We start from the raw sequence: 22,825 nt of genomic DNA, 5'->3' as shown, positions 1-22,825 counted from the left end.
AAAGTCATCATTTCTCAATGACTTGTCTGGCTAGCGCGCGCCACACGGTCAAACACCCTAACCCGCCAGCGGCCCCGGCCGCCAAGATGGACAAGTGCCGGCACTCACGCAACGGGTCAGCACAGCCCCAGGGTGATCAGACCTCGATGCCCTGCTGGGCAAGAAACGCCACGAACGCCTCTTCATCGAGCACCTTCACGCCCAGCTCGCTGGCCTTGGCCAGCTTCGACCCGGCACCCGGCCCTGCCACCACGCAGTGGGTCTTGCCAGAAACCGACCCCGCCACTTTCGCACCCAGGCCTTCGAGCTTTTCCTTGGCGATGTCGCGGCTCATGCGTTCCAGGGAGCCGGTGAGCACCCAGGTCTGGCCCGCCAGAGGCAGCCCCTCGGCCACCTTCTTCTCGCTACGCCAGTGCATGCCGAAGGCCAGCAACTGCGCTTCGATGGCGTGGGCCAGTTGCTGGTTGGCTTCATCCCTGAAGAACGCGCGTACAGCCTCTGCCTGGCGCGTATTGAGCGCCTGGCGCAGGTCGATGCCATCCGCGGCGATGATCTTGTCCAGGCTGTCCAGGCGCGCCACCAGCTTCTGCGCGCCAGTCGGCCCTACCGAGGGGATGTCGAGCTTGGCGAGCAGGTCGGCCAGGGTGGTACTGGCGGCGAATTCGGCTGCCAGCTCGCCTTCGTCCTGCAACTGCATGCCGCTGTCCAGCAACTGGCGGATGACCTTCTGGTTGTGTTCGTCTTCAAAGAAGTTGTGAATCTCATGGGCCACTTCCAGGCCGATGTCCGGCAGGTAGGTGAGCACCTGCGGCAATGCCTGTTGCACGCGTGACAGGCTGCCCAGTGAGCGGGCCAGCACCTTGGCGGTTTCTTCACCGACATCGGGAATGCCCAGGGCATAGATGAAGCGGGCAAGGGTCGGCTGCTTGCTGGCGGCGATGGCTTCGAGCAGCTTGCGGCTCGACACTTCGGCAAAACCCTCGAGGCCTACGATTTGGTCGAACGCGAGCGTGTAAAGGTCGGCTGGTGAGGCAATCAGGCCCTCGTCCACCAACTGCTCCACGCTTTTCTCACCCAGCCCGTCGATATCCATCGCCCGGCGCGACACATAGTGAATGATCGCCTGCTTGAGCTGCGCCCCACAGGCCAGGCGGCCGACGCAGCGGTACACGGCCCCTTCGCTGGTCACTTCCCTGCCCTTGCTGCGCTTGACCAGCTGGGTGCGCTCCACGTGGGAGCCGCACACAGGGCATTGGCTGGGCACCTGCACTTCACGCGCCCCTTCCGGGCGACGCTCCAGCACCACCTGCATCACCTGCGGAATCACATCACCTGCGCGGCGGATGATGACCGTATCGCCGATGCGCAGGCCCAGGCGTGCGATTTCGTCCATGTTGTGCAACGTGGCATTGGACACCGTGACACCGGCGACCTTTACCGGCTTCAGACGGGCGACCGGGGTAACCGCGCCCGTGCGCCCCACCTGGAACTCCACGTCCAGCACCTCGGTGAGCTCCTCCATCGCCGGGAACTTATGGGCGATGGCCCAGCGCGGCTCCCGGGCACGGAAACCCAGCTCACGTTGTGCGGCCAGGCTGTTGACCTTGAACACCACGCCGTCGATCTCGTAAGGCAGGCTGTTACGCCGTTCACCGATGTCGCGGTAATAGTCCAGGCATTGCTCGATGCCGGCCGCGTGCTTGAGCTCACGACTGATCGGCAATCCCCATGCCTTGAGTTGCTCCAGCGTGGCGATATGGCTGTCGGCCACAGGCGCGGACACCTGACCGACACCGTAGCAGCAGAATTCCAGCGGGCGACTGGCAGTGATCTTGGAGTCCAGCTGACGCAGGCTGCCTGCCGCAGCATTGCGCGGGTTGGCGAACGTCTTGCCGCCAATGTCGGCCTGGGACGCATTGAGCCGGTCGAAGCCGGCCTTGCTCATGAACACCTCGCCCCGCACTTCCAGCACCGCAGGCCAGCCTTGGCCGTGCAGCTTCAAGGGAATGTTGCGCACGGTGCGCACGTTGGCGCTGATGTCCTCGCCGGTGGTGCCGTCGCCTCGCGTGGCACCCTGCACCAGATGACCGTCACGGTAGAGCAGGCTGACCGCCAGGCCATCGAGCTTGGGCTCGCAGCTGAAATCCACCGCGTCTGGCTGGTCCAGCCCCTCCGTCACGCGGCGACCGAACTCGCGCAGGTCGGCTTCTTCGAAGGCATTGCCCAGGCTGAGCATGGGAACCTCATGACGAACCTGGCTGAATGCAGCAAGGGCCGCACCACCTACCCGCTGGGTGGGCGAATCGGGCGTGACCAAGTGGGGGTGCTCGGCCTCCAGCGCCTTGAGTTCGTTGAACAGCCGGTCGTACTCGGCGTCGGGCACGCTGGGTTCGTCCAGCACATAGTAGCGGTAGTTGTGCTGGTCGAGTTCGGCACGCAGTTCGTGGATGCGGGTTTCAGCGGTCATTTTTCAGCTTCTCTTGCAAAACGAAAGAGCAGCCTGGCAGCGTCTGGAGGGCCAAGTCTGGTCATCGCCTTCTGCCTTAGGCAGCGAGCCCGCTTCACAGGTTCGACACAGACTCGAAAGACTGTGGTGAACCTGTGAAGCGGGCTCGCTTGCCGAAAGCCGATTCGATGAGCAAGAGGCCTGGGCCGACCAGCACGCCCCGAGGCTGCTCTTCGTCTGGATTTATCAGCGCTTCTGGGTCAGGGCGCGGCGCTCGAATTCCACGATGCGCTGGCGGTAGTGCTCGATGGTCTGCGCCGTCAACACGCTGCGCTGATCATCCTTGAGTTCACCGTTGAGCTCATGGGCCAGCTTGCGAGCGGCCGCCACCATCACGTCGAAGGCCTGCTTCGGATGGCGTGGGCCTGGCAGGCCGAGGAAGAAGCTCACCGCACGCGTGCTGAAATGGTCGATGTCATCCAGGTCGAAGATGCCCGGCTTGACGGCATTGGCCATGGAGAACAGCACTTCGCCGTGACCGGCCATGCTCTCGTGACGGTGGAAGATGTCCATCTCGCCGAACCGCAGGCCGCTCTCCAGAATGTTCTGCAGCAACGCCGGGCCTTTGAACCCGCCCTCGTCCCGGGAAATGACGCTGATCACCAGCACTTCCTCGGCCGGTGGCAGCTCCTTGACGCTGTTGTTGGCCGTTGCTGGGGATGGGCTACGGCCATTGTCCGCGGCGAAGTCGTCTTCCTCGTCGATCACGATATCCGCTTCGCGGGAAGGCGCGCTGAAGCCTGCGTCAACGCGTGGCGCTTCTGCAGCCGTCGGGCGTTTTGGCCACTTGCTGACCTTGGCGGGCTTGGGCTCACGCTCACGGTCGCGATCCGAGGCACTGAGCGACGGCAGATCACTTTCGTCCAGCTCAGGCTCCCTGTGGGTGTCGAGCACGCGGGGTGGGCCAAGTACTTCGGCGCCACCGCCTTCATCGTCCGCCGCATTGGCATAACTGCGGTCCAGACGGAATTTCAACTTGCCCTTGCCGCCGCGCATACGGCGCCAGCCGTCGAAAAGAATGCCGGCAATGACAATGATGCCGATAAGGATCAGCCACTCGCGCAGACCGATTTCCATGTAATCCCGTGCCTCTAATAAATATGCTGAAAACAAAGGCTTCAAAGGCCTTTAACACGTGGCGCCAAGCCTATGTTCTGACAGGCGTTTTACCCACGCAGAAAACGAGTGACATAAAGCTAGCACGACCAAAGACAACTTTACACCGTCTGTCTCACATGACAGGGGCATTTCAATGAAGATTGTGCCGTTTGACTACAGGTTTCACGCATCGACCATCGCCATTGCCGCCTCCACGTCCACGGCCACCAGGCGCGAACAGCCTGGCTCGTGCATCGTGACACCCATCAACTGGTCGGCCATTTCCATGGCGATCTTGTTGTGCGTGATGTAGATGAACTGCACGCTCTCACTCATTTCCTTCACCAGCCGGGCATACCGCCCGACGTTGGCATCGTCCAGCGGTGCGTCGACTTCATCGAGCATGCAGAACGGTGCGGGGTTCAACTTGAAGATGGCAAACACCAGCGCCAAGGCGGTCAGTGCTTTTTCGCCACCGGACAGCAGATGAATGGTGCTGTTCTTCTTGCCCGGTGGTCGCGCCATGATCGTCACCCCTGTATCGAGTAGATCTTCGCCCGTCAGTTCCAGATAAGCGCTGCCACCGCCGAAAACTTTTGGGAAAAGTGCCTGCAACCCGGCATTTATCTGATCAAAGGTATCTTTGAAGCGGTGGCGGGTTTCCTTGTCGATCTTGCGAATGACATTTTCGAGTGTGTCCAACGCTTCGACCAGGTCAGCATCCTGGGCATCGAGGTAGCGCTTGCGCTCGGACTGCTGTTCGTATTCCTCGATGGCGGCCAGGTTGATCGCGCCCAGCCGCTGGATACGGGCCTCCAGTTGCTCCAACGCCTGCTCGGTGCCGGCCTCGGTAACGTCGGGCTCGACCGTGGCGAGAACACCCTGCAAGTCGTAACCGTCGGCAAGCAACTGCTCCTGCAACGTGGTACGCCGCACTTCCAGGCCCTGACATTCCAGACGCAGTTGTTCAAGTTGACCGCGCAGCAACTGGGCCTGCTGCTCGGCCTGGGTGCGGCGCTTTTCGGCATCGCGCAGTTCGCGGTCGGCCTCGTCCATCTGCAAGCGTGCCTGGCGCATTTCTTCGTCGACACCCATGCGCCGTTCCAGCAGCTCTTCGAGCTTGAGCCGCAGTTCCTCCAACGGCGCCTCCCCCTCCTCCAGGTTCAGGCTCAACTGCTCCTGTCGCTCGCTCAGACGGGCCGCCTGCAGTTCCAGGCGTTCCAGAGCCTGACGCGTGGAGTCATGCTGGGCGCGCAACGACCCCAGGCGCACCGCCAGTTGGTGGGCATGATCCTTGTGCTGCCTGGCTTCCTGGCGAATACGGTCCAGGCCCTCACGCAGCCGGTCGCGCTGGGCCAGCAGCACTTCGCGCTGGTCGGTGTCCTGGGCCATAAGTTCGAGGGCATCCTGCAACAGCAAGCGGGCTTCGCCCAGCTGCTCATGCTCAAGGGCGCGCTGCTCGTCGAGCTCCGCCAGCTCCTCTTCCAGACGGCGGCGGCGCAGCGCGACCTGTTCGGCGCGGGCACGGTTGGCTGACAAGCTGGCCTTGAGCTCGGCCTGCAAGCGGTTTTCTTCCTGGGCGCGACGGCGTACCTGCTCGCGCTGCGCTTCCAGGTGCTGCTGCTGTTCACGCAAAGTCTGCAACTGCTGTTCAAGCTGCTGCAAGGCGATGTGCTGCTCGCGCTGACTGTGCTCGAGCCGTTCGATTTCCTGACCGCGCGCCAGCACGCCGCTCTCACCGCTACCCCCGCGGCGCACACGCAGGCTGTTTCGAGAGACCCAGTAGCCATCGCGGCTGACCAGGCTCTGCCCTTCGCCCAACCCGGCACGCAAGGCCAGGGCCTCGGCCAGGTCCTCCACGGGCCTGACCTGGCCCAGCCATGGCGCCAGGTCAACAGGACCCTGCACCCTGTCTAGCAGGCTGCCGGAAGTCGCTGCCTGGCTGGCGCAAGCCGCGAGCAGCAGGCTTACATCGCCCTGCTGCAAGCCTGCCAGATCCAACGGTGCAAAGTCGTCCACCAGCACCGCTTGCAAATCGGCGCCCAGCACGGTTTCCACCGCAAGCTCCCACCCGGGCTCCACGCGCAGCGCTTGTGCCAGGCGGGGGCAGTCTGCCAACCCCTGCCCCTGCAACCACTCGCCCACACCAGCACCTGGGTCCAGGGCTGCCTGTTGCAGGGCTTCCAGCGATGCCAGGCGCCCGCCCAGGCGTTGCATATCGCCCTGGGCCTGCTGCTGAGCCAGCCCAGCCTCCTGCAGCGCCTGGCGCACCGTTTCCAGGCGCTCGATAACCTCCTCTTCCTCCTGTTGCAGTGCTTCGAGCGACAACTCGCTGCTGGCCAACTGTTCAACCTGCTCCAGCATGGCTGCGTCTTGCGGGTCTTCGCCCAACTGCGCCTGCTCGTCGGTGAGTTTGCGCTGACGCTCGGCCAGTCGCTCCAGGCCGCTTTCCAACTGCTGCAAGCGCGCCTGCTGCACCTCGGCCTGGCGACGCGGTTCAGCCGAGCGACTGTTGAAGGTGTCCCATTGCTCCTGCCACCCGTGCATGCCTGACTCGGCCTCTTCCAGCACGGCAGCGCTTTCTTCGGCAGCCTCCAGGGTCAGCGCCTGCTCGGGCTCAAGCATGGCCAGTTCTTCGCCCAGGGTTGCCAGCAGCGTACGGTCATGCCCCAGGTGCGATTCGGTTTCCTGGCGCGTGCGCTCGGCTTCCTTGAAATCGTCCTGCAACTGGCGCAGGCGTTGTTGGCCGTGCTGAATGCTCTGCTCGACCCGGGCGATGTCGCCGGCCACCGAGTAGAACCGGGCCTGCACCTGGTTGAAGCGCTCGGACAGCTCATGATGACCGTCACGCAGCCGCTCGATACTGGCATCGGCATTGCGCTGCTCGGCCACCAGTGCCTCGAAGGACACATCCTGGTTACCGATCACCGACTGGCGCTGACGAACCCGTTCATCCAGCTCGCGCCAGCGCAGCGCCGCCAGGCGTGCCTTGAGCTGGCGTTCCTGCGCCTTGTATTCACGGTACTTCTCGGCCGCCTGGGCCTGGCGGTGCAGGCGTTCGAGCTGGCGTTCCAGCTCCTCGCGAAGGTCGGTCAGGCGCGCCAGGTTCTCCTGGGTGCGGCGGATGCGGTTTTCGGTTTCGCGGCGACGCTCCTTGTATTTGGAGATACCGGCCGCTTCCTCGATGAAATTACGCAGTTCCTCGGGCTTGGCTTCGATCAGCTTGGAGATCATGCCCTGTTCGATGATCGAGTAGCTGCGTGGCCCAAGGCCGGTGCCCAGGAAAATATCGGTGATGTCCCGGCGCCTGCACTTGGTGCCGTTGAGGTAGTAGCTGTTCTGGCTGTCGCGGGTCACCTTGCGCCGAATCGAGATCTCGGCGTAGGCGGCATACTCGCCCACGAGCGTGGTTTCGCTGTTGTCGAACACCAGTTCGATGCTGGCCTGGCTGACTGGCTTGCGGCCGCTGGAGCCGTTGAAGATGACGTCGGTCATCGACTCGCCGCGCAGGTTCTTTGCCGAACTTTCGCCCATCACCCAGCGCACGGCGTCGATGATGTTGGACTTGCCACAGCCATTGGGGCCCACGACCGCCGCCATGTTGCTCGGGAAGTTGACGGTGGTGGGGTCGACGAATGACTTGAACCCCGCCAGGCGGATGCATTTGAGGCGCATCGATCAGGGCCGGGCCAGCGCCGCCAGTACCAGTTCGCAACTGCGCTGGCCATAGGCGGTGAGTACTTCACGAATGCGCGGCAAGTCGCGCAGCACCACCGCCTCGAGCAAGTGACTGAACAGGCCCAGGTAATCGACCATGTTCGCTTGACGCTGGTCCAGGGACAGGTAGTAGGCGCGGCTCATGGCGGGTTGCAGGTTCTCGACGGTTTCCTGGAGGAACGGATTGTCGGCGAAGGGATAGGCGGCACGCATTACCTCGAAGCTCTCGGCCACGAACGCCTCGATGTCACGCGCGGCGTGAGCCACCTGAAGACGCTGCTGAATGTCCAGAAACGGGCGCAGTTCGTCTTCGTTGCGCCAGCGTTGTGCAACCGCGTTGCCCAGCAGGATGTAGAACTCGCTCATGAGCGTGCACAGGCTGCGCACACTGCGCTCGTCCAGCTCGGTGACGTGGGCGCCACGGCGCGGCAATATCGCCACCAGGTGGCGGCGCTCGAGGATCAGCAGCGCTTCACGCACCGAACCCCGACTGACGTTGAGCGCCTGGGTCACCTTCTGTTCCTGGATACGCTCTGCAGGCGCCAGTTCGCCGCGGATGATGCGCTCGGCCAGGTAATCGGCGATCTGCTCGGCGAGGCTGTCCGGGGCCTTGAACGTCATGGTTTTCCTTCAAATCACTGAACGGGGCACAAGGGGGCGGATTGTAGCCTACTTGCCCCTGGGAAGCGCAGCGGTGTGTCGCGGTTTATTTGACCGCCCGGACAGCTGCCGGGTCGGCGCGATCTATGCTTGGTGTAAGCACCATCAACCAGGGTGGGCCGGCCGCCGAGCAATTTCCTGACCTTTGAGTCAGAAAAACATTGACCCGCGTGACAGGTGTTGCTTAGAGTCGGCCCAACAACAATAAAACCATTGCGAGGCCATCCCCGTGATCCAGTTTCTCGTCAACCAGGAGCTGCGCAGCGAGCACGCCCTGGACCCGAACATGACCGTGCTGCAGTACCTGCGCGAACAGTTGGGCAAACCCGGCACCAAAGAGGGCTGCGCCAGCGGTGACTGTGGCGCCTGCACCGTGGTGATCGGTGAACTGACTCAGGACGACGCCGGCAACGATGCCTTGCGCTATCGCAGCCTCAATTCCTGCCTGACGTTCGTGTCCAGCCTGCACGGCAAGCAACTGATCAGCGTCGAAGGCCTCAAGCACCAAGGCCAGCTGCACAGCGTGCAACAAGCCATGGCGGACTGCCATGGATCGCAATGCGGTTTCTGCACGCCAGGTTTCGTCATGTCGTTGTTCGCCCTGCAAAAGAACAGTCAGGGTGCCGACGAGCATCAGGCCCAGGAAGCACTGGCGGGCAACCTGTGCCGCTGCACGGGGTACCGGCCCATCCTGGACGCGGCCCGGCAGAGCTGCCGGCAGCCCTGCCACGATCAGTTCGATGCCCAGCAAGCGCAGACCATCGCCCGCCTCAAGGCCATTGCACCGTCGCAGACCGGCGAGCTGAACAGTGGCGACAAACGTTGCCTGGTCCCGCTGACCGTCGCCGACCTGGCCGAGCTGTACAGCTCGCACCCCGAAGCCAGGCTGCTGGCTGGTGGTACCGACCTGGCGCTGGAAGTCACGCAAATGCACAAGACCCTGCCGGTGATGATCTACGTGGGGCATGTGGCCGAGCTCAAGCGGATCGAGCAGACCGCCACCCACCTAGAAATCGGTGCTGCCACCCCACTGACCGACTGCTACCAGGCGTTGAATGCGCAGTACCCGGACTTCGGCGCGCTGCTGCATCGCTTCGCTTCGTTGCAAATCCGCAACCAGGGCACCCTGGGCGGCAACATCGGCAACGCTTCGCCCATCGGCGACTCACCGCCCTTGTTGATCGCACTGGATGCCCAGGTGGTCCTGCGCCAGGGCGAGCGCCAGCGCACGATGCCGCTGGAAGCCTATTTCATCGACTACCGCATCACCGCCCGGCAAGACAGCGAGTTCATCGAGAAGATCCTGATACCCCTCGCCCGGCACGACTGGACGTTCCGCGCCTACAAGGTTTCCAAGCGCCTGGACGATGATATTTCGGCGGTGTGCGCAGCCTTCAATCTGAGCATCGAGCACGGTGTGGTCAACGGGGCACGCATCGCCTTTGGCGGCATGGCCGCCATCCCCAAGCGCGCCCGTGCCTGCGAGGCGGCGTTACTGGGCCAGCCCTGGAACAAGGCCAGCGTGGAGCGCGCCTGCCAGGCATTGGCCGAAGACTTCACCCCGCTCAGCGACTTCCGCGCCAGCCAGCAGTACCGCCTGCTGACCGCGCAGAACCTGCTGCGCAAGTACTTCATCGAACAGCAAACGCCGCACATCGAAACCCGGGTGACCGCTTATGTCTAATCATCATGTGGCAAAAAGCCAGGCCGAAATGGCCGACCTGTTCCGTCAGGACCTGACCACCGGGGTCGGGCGCAGCGTCAAGCACGACAGCGCCGACAAGCACGTGTCCGGCGAAGCGCTGTACATCGATGACCGACTGGAATTCCCCAACCAGTTGCACGTCTACGCACGCACCGCAGACCGTGCCCACGCGCGCATCCTGCGCATCGACACCACGCCCTGCTATGCCTTCGAAGGGGTACGCATCGCGATTACCCATGAGGACATTCCCGGGCTCAAGGACATTGGACCGGTGGTGGCAGGCGACCCCTTGCTGGCCATCGACAAGGTCGAGTTCTTTGGCCAGCCGGTCCTGGCCGTGGCCGCACGTGACCTGGACACCGCACGCCGCGCCGCCATGGCAGCCATCATCGAATACGAGGACCTCGAACCGGTGCTCGATGTGGTCGAGGCGCTGCGCAAGCGGCACTTCGTGCTCGACAGCCACACCCACCAGCGCGGTGACAGCGCCGCGGCCCTGGCCAGCGCGCCGCATCGCCTGCAAGGCACCCTGCACATCGGTGGCCAGGAACACTTCTACCTTGAGACACAGATTTCCTCGGTGATGCCCACCGAGGACGGCGGCATGATCGTCTACTGCTCCACCCAGAACCCCACCGAGGTGCAGAAACTGGTGGCCGAAGTGCTTGATGTGCCCATGAACAAAGTGGTGCTGGACATGCGCCGCATGGGCGGCGGCTTTGGCGGCAAGGAAACCCAGGCCGCGAGCCCGGCCTGCCTGTGCGCCGTCATCGCCCGCCTGACCGGGCAACCGACGAAGATGCGCTTGCCGCGGGTCGAGGACATGACCATGACCGGCAAGCGACACCCCTTCTACGTCGAGTACGACGTGGGCTTCGACGACCAGGGTCGCCTGCACGGCATCAACCTGGACCTGGCCGGCAACTGTGGCTATTCCCCAGACCTGTCCGGCTCGATCGTCGACCGCGCCATGTTCCATTCCGACAACGCCTACTACCTGGGCGATGCCACCGTCCACGGGCATCGCTGCAAGACCAACACCGCGTCGAACACGGCCTACCGAGGCTTTGGCGGGCCGCAGGGCATGGTCGCCATCGAGCAGGTGATGGACCATATCGCCCGATACCTTGGCCGCGACCCGCTGGCTGTGCGCAAGGCCAACTATTACGGCAAGGACGAGCGCAACGTTACCCATTATTACCAGACCGTCGAGCACAACATGCTCGAGGAAATGACCGCCGAGCTTGAAGCCAGCAGTGATTACGCCGAACGGCGAGCGGCCATCGGTCGCTTCAATGCCGGCAGCCCGATCCTGAAAAAAGGCTTGGCGCTGACCCCGGTCAAGTTCGGCATCTCCTTCACCGCCACCTTCCTCAACCAGGCAGGGGCGCTGATCCACATCTACACCGATGGCAGTATTCACCTGAACCACGGCGGCACTGAGATGGGCCAGGGCCTGAACATCAAGGTGGCGCAGGTGGTGGCCCAGGTCTTCCAGGTGGATATCGACCGGATCCAGATCACCGCCACCAACACCGACAAGGTGCCCAACACCTCCCCCACCGCTGCTTCCAGTGGGGCCGACTTGAACGGCAAGGCCGCCCAGCATGCCGCCGAGATTCTCAAGAAGCGTTTGACCGAGTTTGCCGCCAGGCATTACCAGGTCACCGAGGAAGACGTCGAGTTCCGTAATGGCCACGTGCGTGTGCGCGACCAGATCGTCAGTTTCGAGCAGTTGGTGCAGCAGGCTTATTTCGGTCAGGTGTCGCTGTCGAGCACCGGGTTCTACCGCACACCAAAGATCTTCTATGACCGCAGCCAGGCACGGGGCCGCCCCTTCTACTACTACGCCTTCGGCGCGGCCTGCGTGGAAGTGATCGTCGACACCCTGACCGGCGAGTACAAGATGTTGCGTGCCGACATCCTGCACGATGTGGGCGACTCGCTGAACCCGGCCATCGACATCGGGCAAGTCGAGGGCGGATTCATCCAGGGCATGGGCTGGCTCACCACCGAGGAGCTGGTGTGGAACGCCAAGGGCAAACTCGTGACCAATGGGCCGGCCAGCTACAAGATCCCAGCGGTGGCCGACATGCCGCTGGACATGCGGGTCAAGCTGGTGGAGAACCGCAAGAACCCAGAGGACACGGTGTTCCATTCCAAGGCTGTGGGCGAGCCGCCGTTCATGCTCGGAATTGCCGCCTGGTGCGCGATCAAGGATGCGGTGGCCAGCCTGGCCGACTACCGCGTGCAGCCGAACATAGACGCACCTGCCACGCCAGAACGGGTGTTGTGGGGCTGCGAGCAAATGCGCAAGGCGGCTGCCGTGCAACCTGCGGTGCAGGAACTGGACGCAGTGAACAATTGAAGGTGCGTTGCCTGTTCGGGCCCCATTGCCGGCAAGTCGGCAGGAAGGCCTGAACTGGCATCCACAGGAGGATCTTGCATATGCACCAATGGATCAACGCCCTGGCCGAACATCAAGCCCGCGGTGAGGCCTGCGTACTGGTGACCATCATCGAGGAGCGCGGCTCCACCCCGCGCAATGCCGGTTCGAAGATGGTGGTCAGCGCGTGCGGTTCATACGACACCATCGGCGGCGGCCATCTGGAATACAAGGCGCTGCATATCGCCCGGCAGATGCTCCTTGAGCAACGCGGCACCCCCCATCTGGAACGCTTCAGCCTGGGCGCCAGCCTCGGCCAGTGCTGCGGGGGCGTGACGGTGCTGTTGTTCGAACCCATGGCCGCCGTGCAAGCGCAGATCGCGGTATTCGGCGCGGGCCATGTAGGCCGGGCTCTGGTACCCTTGCTCGCCGCGCTGCCCTGCCGGGTGCGCTGGATCGATTCGCGCGAGCAGGAATTTCCTGTCCAGATCCCTGCTGGCGTGACGCGCGTGGTGAGCGAGGAGCCGGTCGACGAAGTGGCAGACCTGCCGCCGGGCTGCTACTGCATCGTCATGACCCATAACCATCAGCTCGACCTGGAGCTGACCGCTGCCATCCTCAAGCGCAACGATTTCACCTGGTTCGGCCTGATCGGCTCGAAGACCAAGCGGGTCAAGTTCGAGCATCGCCTGCGCGAGCGCGGGTTCGATGCCGCCGTGGTGGCCCGCATGCGGTGCCCGATGGGCCTGACCGAGGTCAAGGGCAAGCTGCCCATCGAAATCGCCGTGTCCATCGCCGGCGAAATCATCGCCACCTACAACGCCCGCTTCGGCCAGCACGATGCTGCCGCCAACGCCGGCCCCATTGCCCAGTTGCTGCCGCCTTCACGGCGCAGCCAAGCCATTTGACGAGTGAGATATGACCGTTACCCGCAAAGCCTACCGAGCCGCCATCCTGCACAGCATCGCCGACCCGGCCGAGGTCGGCCTGGACGCTTCCCATGAGTATTTCGAAGACGGCCTGCTGGTGATCGACGGCGGACGCATCCAGGCCGTGGGCCATGCCAGTGACCTGTTGCCGACCCTGGACGCCGACATACCGGTAGAGCACTACCAGGACGCATTGATCACCCCAGGTTTCATCGACACCCACATCCACTTCCCGCAGACCGGCATGATCGGTTCCTACGGTGAGCAGTTGCTGGACTGGTTGAACACCTACACCTTCCCTTGCGAGAAGCAATTCGCCGATAAGGACCACGCTGACCAGGTGGCGCACATCTTTCTCAAGGAGCTGCTGCGTAACGGCACCACTACCGCACTGGTGTTCGGCAGTGTGCACCCCGAATCGGTCAATGCCTTGTTCGAGGAAGCCGAGCGCCTGGACCTGCGCCTGATCGCCGGCAAGGTGATGATGGACCGCAATGCCCCCGATTACCTGACCGACACCGCCGAGTCCGGTTACGCTCAGAGCAAGGCGCTGATCGAGCGCTGGCATGGCAAGGGTCGTCTGCATTATGCCGTCACCCCGCGTTTCGCACCGACTAGCACGCCTGAGCAGTTGGCACGGGCCGGCCAACTGCTCAAGGAACACCCAGGCGTCTACCTGCACACGCACCTGTCGGAGAACCTTCAGGAAATCGACTGGGTCAAGTCGCTGTTCCCCGAACAGAAAGGCTACCTGGATGTGTACGACCACTTCGAACTGCTGGGCGAGCGCTCGGTATTCGCCCATGGCGTGCACCTGTGCGACGAAGAATGCCAGCGCTTGGCAGAAACGGGCTCGGCGATCGCGTTCTGCCCCACCTCCAACCTGTTCCTGGGCAGCGGGCTGTTTAACCTGCCCCAGGCGGAGCGTTTCAAGGTCAATGTCGGCCTGGGCACCGACGTAGGCGCCGGCACCAGCTTCTCGCTGCTCAACACGCTCAATGAGGCGTACAAGGTGATGCAACTGCAAGGTGCACGCCTGCACCCCTACAAGTCGCTCTACCTGGCGACCCTGGGCGGTGCGCGTGCGCTGCGCCTGGATGACCGGATTGGCAGCCTGCGCCCGGGCAATGACGCGGACTTCGTGGTGCTGGACTACAAGGCAACGCCTTTGCTGGACTATCGCCTGCAGCAGTCCAGAAGCATCGAGGAGACGTTGTTCGTGTTGACCACCCTGGGCGACGACCGCACGGTTCGTGAAACCTATGCGGCCGGCCGTTGCGTGCATCAGCGCGAAGGATAAGGTTCGCGCTTGATGCGAGCCCAGGCGAGCGGTCAGTTCTTGACCGCGACCTTGGGCTTCTTCAACAGATGGGAGAACACCGCGTGCAGATCGTCCGAGGCACTCTCCTCATCCAGGTTCAGCTTGCTGTCGATGTGGTCCATGTGATGCATCATCAGGCTGACGGCCTGGGCGGCGTCACGCGCTTCGATAGCATCGATCAGTTGCAGGTGTTCGTCGTACGAGCAATGGGAACGGTTGCCGCTTTCGTACTGGGCGATGATCAGCGACGTCTGCGATACCAGGCTGCGCTGGAAGCTGACCAACGGCGCATTACCGGCCGCTTCGGCGAGCTTGAGGTGAAACTCGCCGGACAACCGGATACCGGCACCGCGATCCCCTCGAGAAAAGCTGTCGCGCTCTTCGCGGACCATCTGCCTAAGCTCGGCCAACTGCTCGGCCGTGGCGTGCTCCACGGCAAGCTCGGTGATGGCGCGCTCGACCATGCGCCGCGAGAAGAACACCTGGCGCGCCTCCTCCACGGTTGGGCTGGCGACCACGGCACCTCGGTTGGGCCGCAGCAGCACCACGCTCTCATGAGCCAGCCGTGACAGGGCCCGACGAATGATGGTGCGGCTGACGCCGAAAATCTCGCCCAGCGCCTCTTCGCTGAGCTTGGTGCCCGGCGCCAGACGTTGCTCCAGGATGGCCTCGAAGATGTGCGCATAGACAATGTCGTCCTGGGTACCACTGCGGCCGGCCTTGCCGGTACGCGCGGGTTTTTTCAGGGGTTGCAGCTGTTCGTTCATGGGCTCTCGAGGCACGAAGGAAAGTATGGCGTCATTGTACACAGGCTGAGCCGTTTCTGCAGGCGCGCTTTAACGCATATAGCGATTGTTCACCACACCCGGCATACAAAACATAAAACAGTATTTGCTTTCTTTGTACACAAAAGCATAATCGCTCAGGCAACTTCCTGACCTTACGGTCAACAATATCCAGCGACATTGCAAGCCGCTGGACAGTTGCCGCCCTCGCGGAGCCGCCAAGTGCATTGCTCAGGACCACGGGCTCCATAACAACAAGAAAGACTTGAGGAGTACTCGCTGTGGAAAGCCGCAAAACCGAAGTCCCTACGCTGGACATCGCCTCACCGCCCGCCACGGGTTGGCTGGAGCGCATTTTCAAACTCAGGCAACACGGCAGTACCGTCAAGACCGAGCTGATCGCCGGGGTGACCACCTTCATCACCATGGCCTACATCATTTTCGTCAACCCCAACATCATGGCCGATGCCGGCATCGATCATGGCGCCGCCTTCGTGGCCACCTGCATCGCCGCCGCCCTCGGCTGTCTGCTCATGGGGTTGTATGCCAACTGGCCGGTGGGCCTGGCCCCCGGCATGGGCCTCAATGCGTTCTTCACCTACACCGTGGTCGGCACCATGGGCTACAACTGGGAAACGGCGCTGGGCGCGGTCTTCATCTCCGGCGTGCTGTTCATGTTCCTGACGCTGTCCAAGGTGCGCGAGTGGCTGCTCAACAGCATCCCCGTCAGCCTGCGCCATGCCATGGGCGCCGGTGTGGGCCTGTTCCTCGGCCTGATCGGCCTGAAGACAGCAGGCATCATCGTCGACAGCCCCGCCACCCTGATCAAGCTCGGTTCGCTGCATGAACCAGGCCCGCTGTTGGCGGCGGTGTGCTTCCTGCTGATCGCCATCCTCAGCTACAAGCGGGTATTCGGGGCGATCCTGATCAGCATCATCGGCGTGACGCTGGCGGGCTGGGGCCTGGGGCTGGTGAAGTTCGGTGGCGTGGTGTCGATGCCGCCCAGCCTGGCACCGACCTGGATGGCCATGGACGTGGCGGGCGTGTTCAACGTGAGCATGATCAGCGTGGTCCTGGCGTTTCTGTTCGTGCACATGTTCGACACCGCCGGCACGCTGATGGGCGTGGCACAGCGGGCGAACCTGGTGGCCCCCGACGGCCGTATCGAGAACCTGTCCAGGGCCCTCAAGGCCGACAGTGCGTCGAGCGTGTTTGGCGCGGTGGTCGGCGTGCCGCCGGTCACCAGCTATGTGGAAAGCGCAGCGGGGGTGGCCGCCGGGGGTCGCACCGGCCTGACGGCGGTGGTAGTGGGCGTGCTGTTCATCGCCGCCATGTTCTTCGCACCGCTGGCCGGCATGATCCCGGCCTATGCTACCGCAGGTGCCTTGATCTATGTCGCGATGCTGATGATGGGCAGCATGGCGCACATCAATTGGGACGAGGCGACCGACAGCATTCCGGCGATCGTCACCGTGATCATGATGCCACTGACGTTCTCGGTGGCCGATGGCATTGCGCTGGGTTTCATCAGCTACGTGGCATTGAAGGCCGGTACGGGTAAGTACAAGGAGATTTCCGCCAGCTTGTGGGTACTGTGCGCGATCTTCATTGCCAAGTTCATATTTCTTTGACCCGATCCTCTGCGGACAAAGGCGCCTGAGCGCCTAAGTCCGCAGAGGCGGAATGTAACTCATGACCCTGGTACGAGAAATACCGCTTTGTACTACCTTCGCACACTGCCGTTTATCCAGGCGCATAAGCAATGCGAACGCTCAGCACTGGGGCGCATGCCTTATCGGTGTAAACCGCCGGCCAGTACCTCAAGGCCACCTCTCTGCGGGGTGAGCGCAACAACCGTGCACCGTATTTGGAGCTCATCGCAGTGCAAGGCCGCACCTGCTTGAGATGCGCTTGCCTACTGGCGCGGTGCAGGTCTGGATAGATTGAGAATCTGACGCGTACCCAACGCAAAAAAAAGCCCGCCAGTGTGAGAGCGGGCAAGGACCTACGAAGATTCTTCTAGCGACCAACTAGCTTCCACGATAGGTCGAATAACTGTAAGGCGAGATCAGCAGCGGCACATGGTAGTGCTCCTGCTGCGCATCGATGCCAAAGCGCAATACCACCACATCCAGGAACGGCTGTTCAGGCAGCGCCACGCCTCGCCCGCGGTAGTAGTCACCAGCACTGAACTGCAGCTGGTAAACACCGGAACGGTAGTCATCGCCTTGCAACAATGGCGAATCGACGCGGCCATCGCTGTTAGTGAGCGCCGTGGTGACCAGCGTCAGCTGGCTGCCTTCGACACGGTACAGCTCCACGTTGATTGCGCTGCCTGGGCAGCCATGGGCTGCGTCCAGTACGTGAGTGGTCAAACGTCCCATCTGCTTGTCGCCTCGTGTTTGCCAGGGGCAAGTACGCACGGCAGTGACCCGAATCGGGGCAGCGTGCGCCTTGGATGAACGCAATTAAGACATTCGCAACGTAAATTGTACACAATTTTTTTGCTTTCCAAGCCGATGCCCTTGTGGGCCATGGCACCAGCTTGAATTAAGCGGGACACTGCGTCTTCGCCTTGCTTAGCTGACCAAGTGGGCAGGTTTCTTGCAAGGTATCCAGACGCGACACCTGATCATAAATACGGAAATTCGGACTTACAAAAGAATTCATAAGTTGTATACAATCATTGCATCCGGTGGTGCGACACAGCGACGCGGCCCGCCACCCTGCCCACACGTACAAGAAGGAAGACTGCAGTGAGCGCTGACTACCCTCGCGACATGATCGGTTACGGCAATAACCCTCCTCACCCGCACTGGCCAGGCAACGCCCGCATTGCGCTGTCGTTCGTGCTCAACTACGAAGAAGGCGGCGAGCGCAACATCCTGCATGGTGACAAGGAATCCGAAGCCTTCCTCTCCGAGATGGTCGCGGCCCAGCCGTTGCAGGGCGTGCGCAACCAGAGCATGGAGTCGCTCTATGAATACGGTAGCCGCGCAGGCGTATGGCGCTTGCTCAAGCTGTTCAAGGACAGCGGGATCCCCTTGACCATCTTCGCCGTGGCCATGGCCGCCCAGCGCCACCCCGACGTCATCCGCGCCATGGTCCAGGCTGGTCATGAAATCTGCAGCCACGGCTACCGCTGGATCGACTACCAGTACATGGACGAGGCCCAGGAGCGCGAGCACATGCTCGAAGCCATCCGCATCCTGACCGAAATCACTGGCGAACGCCCGCTGGGCTGGTACACCGGCCGCACCGGCCCCAACACCCGTCGGCTGGTCATGGAAGAAGGCGGCTTTCTCTACGACAGCGACACCTATGACGACGACTTGCCCTACTGGGAGCCGAACAATCCCACCGGCAAGCCGCACCTGGTCATCCCTTACACCCTGGACACCAATGACATGCGCTTCACCCAGGTCCAGGGCTTCAACTGTGGCGAGCAGTTCTACCAGTACCTCAAGGACGCCTTCGACGTACTGTACGCCGAAGGCGCCGAGGCGCCGAAGATGCTCTCCATCGGCCTGCACTGCCGTCTGGTCGGCCGGCCGGCACGCCTGGCAGCGCTCAAGCGTTTCGTCGACTACGCCAAAAGCCACGAGCAGGTATGGTTCGCCCGCCGTGTCGACATTGCCCGCCACTGGCAAGCCACCCACCCGTACCAGAAAGAGACCGTCTGATGACCACCTTCAAGACCCTCAAGCCGTCCACCCTTGACCGTGACGCGTTCGTTCACGCCTTCGCCGACATCTACGAGCACTCGCCCTGGGTTGCCGAGAAGGCCTACGACCTCGGCCAATCGGACGAACTGGACAACGTGCACGCGCTGCACCAGCGCATGAGCGACATCCTGCTGAGCGCACCTCACGCCGACCAACTGGCCTTGATCAACGCCCACCCGGACCTGGCCGGCAAGGCTGCCGTCCAGGGTGAACTGACCGCCTCGAGCACCAACGAACAGGCCGGGGCCGGTATTCACCAATGCACCGCCGAGGAATTCGCGCGCTTCACCTCGCTCAACGAGGCGTACAAGGCCAAGTTCCAGTTCCCGTTCATCATGGCCGTCAAGGGCAGCGACCGGCACCAGATCCTGGCCTCGTTCGAACAGCGCATCCACAACGATGCGAAGGCCGAGTTCGCCGAGGCGCTCAAGCAGATCAACCAGATCGCCCTGTTCCGCCTGCAACAGCTGTAAGCGACCGACGATTCTTTACAGAACAACGCACAATAGAAGAGATAACCGCATGCGCACCCTGATGATCGAGCCCCTGACCAAAGAAGCCTTCGCCCCTTTCGGTGACGTGATCGAAACCGATGGCAGCGACCACTTCATGATCAACAACGGCTCGACCATGCGCTTTCACAAGCTCGCCACGGTCGAGACCGCCGAGCCTGAAGACAAGGCGATCATCAGTATTTTCCGCGCCGACGCGCTGGAAATGCCGCTGACCGTGCGCATGCTCGAACGCCATCCGCTGGGCAGCCAGGCTTTCATTCCGCTGCTCGGCAACCCCTTTCTGATCGTGGTCGCGCCACTTGGCGATGCACCTGTATCAGGCTTGGTCCGCGCCTTCCGCAGCAACGGCAGGCAGGGCGTCAATTACCATCGCGGCGTCTGGCACCACCCGGTGCTGACGATCGAAAAGCGGGATGACTTCCTGGTGGTTGATCGCAGTGGTTCTGGCAACAACTGCGATGAGCATTACTTCAGCGAGGAACAGATGCTGATCCTCAACCCCCACCAATAAGAAAAGGTCGGTCATGCCAGGGCACTGCCCGCGCCTGTGACCGGCAAGAGGTACATACTGTGGAAGCACACCTTCACGAGTGGCTGAACCTGAGCATTCGCTGGGTTCACATGATCACCGGCGTGGCCTGGATCGGTGCATCGTTCTACTTTGTCTGGCTGGAGAACCACCTGAATCGAAGCAACCCGCGCGATGGGTTGTCAGGTGACCTCTGGGCCATCCATGGCGGTGGTATCTACCACCTGGAAAAATACAAGCTCGCCCCGCCGAAAATGCCCGAGAACCTGCACTGGTTCAAATGGGAAGCCTACTTCACCTGGATGTCCGGTATTGCCCTGCTGTGCGTGGTGTTCTACTGGAACCCCACCTTGTACCTGCTGGCACCGGGTAGCACCCTCAGTGGCGCCGAGGGCGTGGCGATCGGTATTGGGTCGCTGGTCGTGGGCTGGTTCGTCTACGACTTCCTGTGTGACTCGCCCCTGGGCAAGCGCCCTGCCCTGCTCGGTGCGGTGCTGTTCGTGCTGATCATTGCCGCCTGCTGGGGCTTCAGCCTGGTGTTCAGTGGCCGCGGCGCCTACCTGCACACGGGCGCGATCATCGGCACCATCATGGTCGGCAACGTGTTCCGTATCATCATGCCGGCCCAGCGCCAGCTGGTGGCTGCCATCGAGAACAACCAGACCCCGGACCCGGTCTTGCCGGCCAAGGGCCTACTGCGGTCACGCCACAACAACTACTTCACGCTGCCGGTGCTGTTCATCATGATCAGCAACCACTTCCCCAGCACCTACGGCAGCCAGTACAACTGGCTGATCCTGGCGGGGATCGCAGTGGCGGCGGTGTTGATCCGTCACTACTTCAACACCCGTCACGACAGCAACAAGTACGCCTGGACGCTGCCGGTCGGTGCCCTGGCCATGATCTGCCTGGCCTATGTCACCGGTCCCAAGCCAATGCCGGTCAGCCCGGAACAGGCCGCTGCCAAGATCGAATACCAGCCATTGCCAGCCACAGCCGTGGGCGGCAAAACGGCCGCCGAGCGCCGCGCCGAAGACGCGGCCAAGCCCGCCGAACCGGCGGTGCCGGCCGAGGCGACGGCGCAGGCCGGCGGTGACAGCTTCGAGAAGATCCATCACGTGATCCAGGAACGCTGCACCGTGTGCCACTCCTCGAAACCGACCAGCCCACTGTTCAGCGCCGCTCCAGGTGGCGTGATGTTCGACACACCGCAACAGATCCAGGCCCAGGCCGCGCGCATCCAGGCGCAAGCGGTTGCCAGCCAGATCATGCCGCTGGGCAACATCACGCAGATGACCACCGAGGAGCGCAAGCTGGTAGGCGACTGGATCGCCAAGGGCGCGCCGGTCAACTGAGCGTAATTGGCTACACCGCATAACGTCGTACGCAAGCATCGAGCGCAGGCGCTGGCACAGGCTTCAAACAAGGCGATCTTCAGGTTGAAGACCGCCATTTGAAGCCTGGGCTCGCCCGCCGCTTGGATCCGAGAATAAAAACAAAACTCGAGGTGCTGCATGTCCGAGTCATCCAAGGCGTCTATTCCGGTAGCGCCGCCGCGACAGCCCCTGCCCCTGTTCCAGCTCTTTCTGGTTGGCCTGCAACATGTGCTTCTGATGTATGGCGGCGCCATCGCGGTACCGCTGATCATCGGTCAGGCTGCAGGCCTGTCCCGTGAAGAAGTTGCCTTTCTGATCAACGCCGACCTGCTGGTCGCCGGCGTCGCCACCCTGGTGCAGTCGCTGGGCATCGGCCCTGTGGGTATTCGCATGCCCGTGATGATGGGGGCCAGCTTTGCCGCCGTCGGTAGCATGGTGGCCATGGCCGGCATGCCCGGCGTGGGCCTGCAGGGCATCTTCGGGGCCACCATTGCCGCAGGCTTCTTCGGCATGCTGGTCGCGCCCTTCATGTCCAAGGTGGTGAGGTTCTTCCCGCCGCTGGTGACCGGCACGGTGATCACGTCCATTGGCCTGTCGCTGTTCCCCGTGGCGGTGAACTGGGCCGGAGGCGGCCAGCAAGCGACCACCTTCGGCTCACCGATCTATCTGCTGGTCGCCGGCCTGGTGCTGGCAGTGATTCTGCTGATCAATCGTTTCATGCGGGGCTTCTGGGTCAACGTGTCGGTGCTGGTGGGGATGGGCCTGGGTTACCTGCTGGCGGGGTCGATCGGCATGGTCGACCTCTCGGGCCTGGGGGCCACCCCCTGGCTGCAGGTGGTCACGCCGCTGCACTTTGGCATGCCCACCTTCAGCCTGGCCCCGATCCTGTCGATGTGCCTGGTGGTGGTGATCATCTTCGTCGAGTCCACCGGCATGTTCCTGGCCCTGGGCAAGGTCACCGACCGTGAAGTCACCCCAGGCATGCTGCGCCGGGGGCTGCTGTGCGACGCAGGCGCCTCTTTCATCGCAGGCTTTTTCAACACCTTCACCCATTCCTCGTTCGCCCAGAACATCGGCCTGGTGCAGATGACCGGCGTACGCTGCCGTTTCGTCACGGTGGTGGCCGGCGGCTTGCTGGTGGTGCTCAGCTTGCTGCCCAAGGCGGCCTACCTGATCGCCTCGATCCCGCCAGCGGTGCTGGGCGGCGCGTCCATTGCCATGTTCGGCATGGTCACTGCCACGGGCATCAAGATCCTCCAGGAAGCGGACATCGGCGATCGGCGTAATCAGTTGCTGGTTGCGGTCAGCGTCGGTTTCGGTCTGATCCCGGTGGTACGGCCGGAGTTCTTCGCCCAGATGCCCCAGTGGATGGAGCCCATCACCCACAGCGGCATCGCCATGGCCACGGTCAGTGCGCTGGTGCTCAACGTGCTGTTCAACATCCTCGGCGGCGCGGACCGCGCAGCGCACAACGCGCCCTGCCACCCCCACTGAGCCAACGGGCGGCGCCCTGGCCGCCCATGCTTCACGCCTGAATCACTGCTGTGCCGTCGGCCCACTGCGCGTGGGCCGC

General features: G+C 62.8%; 16 protein-coding genes. 10 read left to right on the top strand and 6 right to left on the bottom strand.

The genetic code is table 11. The features are described 5' to 3' along the window. Positions 1-136: 136 nt before the first annotated feature. The 4 genes from ligA to FH041_RS02345 form a co-directional block, all read right to left on the bottom strand. Positions 137-2,467, bottom strand: coding sequence for an NAD-dependent DNA ligase LigA (ligA, locus tag FH041_RS02360; protein WP_028687965.1), 2,331 nt, complete (start codon positions 2,465-2,467; stop codon positions 137-139). 225 nt (positions 2,468-2,692) lie between these two features. Continuing rightward, positions 2,693-3,583, bottom strand: coding sequence for a cell division protein ZipA (zipA, locus tag FH041_RS02355; protein WP_027916009.1), 891 nt, complete (start codon positions 3,581-3,583; stop codon positions 2,693-2,695). Between the two features lie 204 nt (positions 3,584-3,787). Beyond that, complete coding sequence (smc, locus tag FH041_RS02350) at positions 3,788-7,279, bottom strand: chromosome segregation protein SMC (protein WP_049695648.1); 3,492 nt, start codon at positions 7,277-7,279, stop codon at positions 3,788-3,790. 3 nt (positions 7,280-7,282) lie between these two features. Continuing rightward, positions 7,283-7,942 carry a GntR family transcriptional regulator gene (locus tag FH041_RS02345; RefSeq protein ID WP_023535885.1) on the bottom strand — a complete coding sequence of 220 codons (660 nt, stop codon included), beginning with the start codon at positions 7,940-7,942 and terminating at the stop codon, positions 7,283-7,285. Between the two features lie 268 nt (positions 7,943-8,210). On the opposite strand from FH041_RS02345, the gene xdhA reads away from it, so the two are divergent. From xdhA to guaD, 4 genes are all read left to right on the top strand, one after another. Next, positions 8,211-9,665: a xanthine dehydrogenase small subunit gene (gene xdhA / locus FH041_RS02340; RefSeq protein ID WP_088523291.1), complete on the top strand. Its 1,455-nt coding sequence runs from the start codon at positions 8,211-8,213 to the stop codon at positions 9,663-9,665. Continuing rightward, entirely contained in the window at positions 9,658-12,054 is a 2,397-nt protein-coding gene (xdhB, locus tag FH041_RS02335) for a xanthine dehydrogenase molybdopterin binding subunit (RefSeq protein WP_027916006.1), read from the top strand. The genes xdhA and xdhB overlap by 8 nt, the downstream gene beginning before the upstream one ends. Positions 12,055-12,134: 80 nt before the next feature. Continuing rightward, positions 12,135-12,980 carry a xanthine dehydrogenase accessory protein XdhC gene (gene xdhC / locus FH041_RS02330; protein WP_049695646.1) on the top strand — a complete coding sequence of 282 codons (846 nt, stop codon included), beginning with the start codon at positions 12,135-12,137 and terminating at the stop codon, positions 12,978-12,980. Positions 12,981-12,990: 10 nt separating this feature from the next. Next, on the top strand, positions 12,991-14,301 hold the full coding sequence (gene guaD / locus FH041_RS02325; RefSeq protein WP_027916004.1) for a guanine deaminase: 1,311 nt from the start codon (positions 12,991-12,993) through the stop codon (positions 14,299-14,301). 32 nt (positions 14,302-14,333) lie between these two features. Here the strand turns inward: guaD and FH041_RS02320 are convergent, their stop codons facing one another. Further along, positions 14,334-15,089, bottom strand: a complete 756-nt coding sequence (locus tag FH041_RS02320) for a GntR family transcriptional regulator (protein ID WP_027916003.1) — start codon at positions 15,087-15,089, stop codon at positions 14,334-14,336. 299 nt (positions 15,090-15,388) lie between these two features. Here FH041_RS02320 and FH041_RS02315 point away from each other — a divergent pair, with 299 nt between their 5' ends. Further along, complete coding sequence (locus FH041_RS02315) at positions 15,389-16,738, top strand: NCS2 family permease (protein WP_049695645.1); 1,350 nt, start codon at positions 15,389-15,391, stop codon at positions 16,736-16,738. Between the two features lie 399 nt (positions 16,739-17,137). Here FH041_RS02315 and uraH read toward each other — a convergent pair whose 3' ends face one another. Further along, positions 17,138-17,491, bottom strand: coding sequence for a hydroxyisourate hydrolase (gene uraH, locus FH041_RS02310; RefSeq protein WP_027916001.1), 354 nt, complete (start codon positions 17,489-17,491; stop codon positions 17,138-17,140). 372 nt (positions 17,492-17,863) lie between these two features. On the opposite strand from uraH, the gene puuE reads away from it, so the two are divergent. From puuE to FH041_RS02285, 5 genes are all read left to right on the top strand, one after another. Next, positions 17,864-18,790: an allantoinase PuuE gene (gene puuE, locus FH041_RS02305; protein ID WP_027916000.1), complete on the top strand. Its 927-nt coding sequence runs from the start codon at positions 17,864-17,866 to the stop codon at positions 18,788-18,790. Further along, complete coding sequence (gene uraD, locus FH041_RS02300; protein WP_128610324.1) at positions 18,790-19,305, top strand: 2-oxo-4-hydroxy-4-carboxy-5-ureidoimidazoline decarboxylase; 516 nt, start codon at positions 18,790-18,792, stop codon at positions 19,303-19,305. The genes puuE and uraD overlap by 1 nt, the downstream gene beginning before the upstream one ends. A 49-nt stretch (positions 19,306-19,354) precedes the next feature. Next, positions 19,355-19,858 (top strand): ureidoglycolate lyase, encoded by a 504-nt coding sequence (locus tag FH041_RS02295; RefSeq protein ID WP_023535901.1) that lies wholly within the window; start codon positions 19,355-19,357, stop codon positions 19,856-19,858. 59 nt (positions 19,859-19,917) lie between these two features. Then, entirely contained in the window at positions 19,918-21,231 is a 1,314-nt protein-coding gene (locus FH041_RS02290; RefSeq protein ID WP_027915998.1) for a urate hydroxylase PuuD, read from the top strand. A 159-nt stretch (positions 21,232-21,390) separates the two neighbouring features. Next, positions 21,391-22,746, top strand: coding sequence for a nucleobase:cation symporter-2 family protein (locus FH041_RS02285; RefSeq protein WP_023535929.1), 1,356 nt, complete (start codon positions 21,391-21,393; stop codon positions 22,744-22,746). The last annotated feature ends 79 nt before the right edge of the window (positions 22,747-22,825 follow it).

Source organism: Pseudomonas sp. SWI7 (assembly GCF_006351945.1).
In the GTDB taxonomy this organism is placed as follows: domain Bacteria; phylum Pseudomonadota; class Gammaproteobacteria; order Pseudomonadales; family Pseudomonadaceae; genus Aquipseudomonas; species Aquipseudomonas fulva.
The sequence above is the reverse complement of the archived record's forward strand: the minus strand, read 5'-3'. Positions and strand labels throughout refer to the sequence as shown.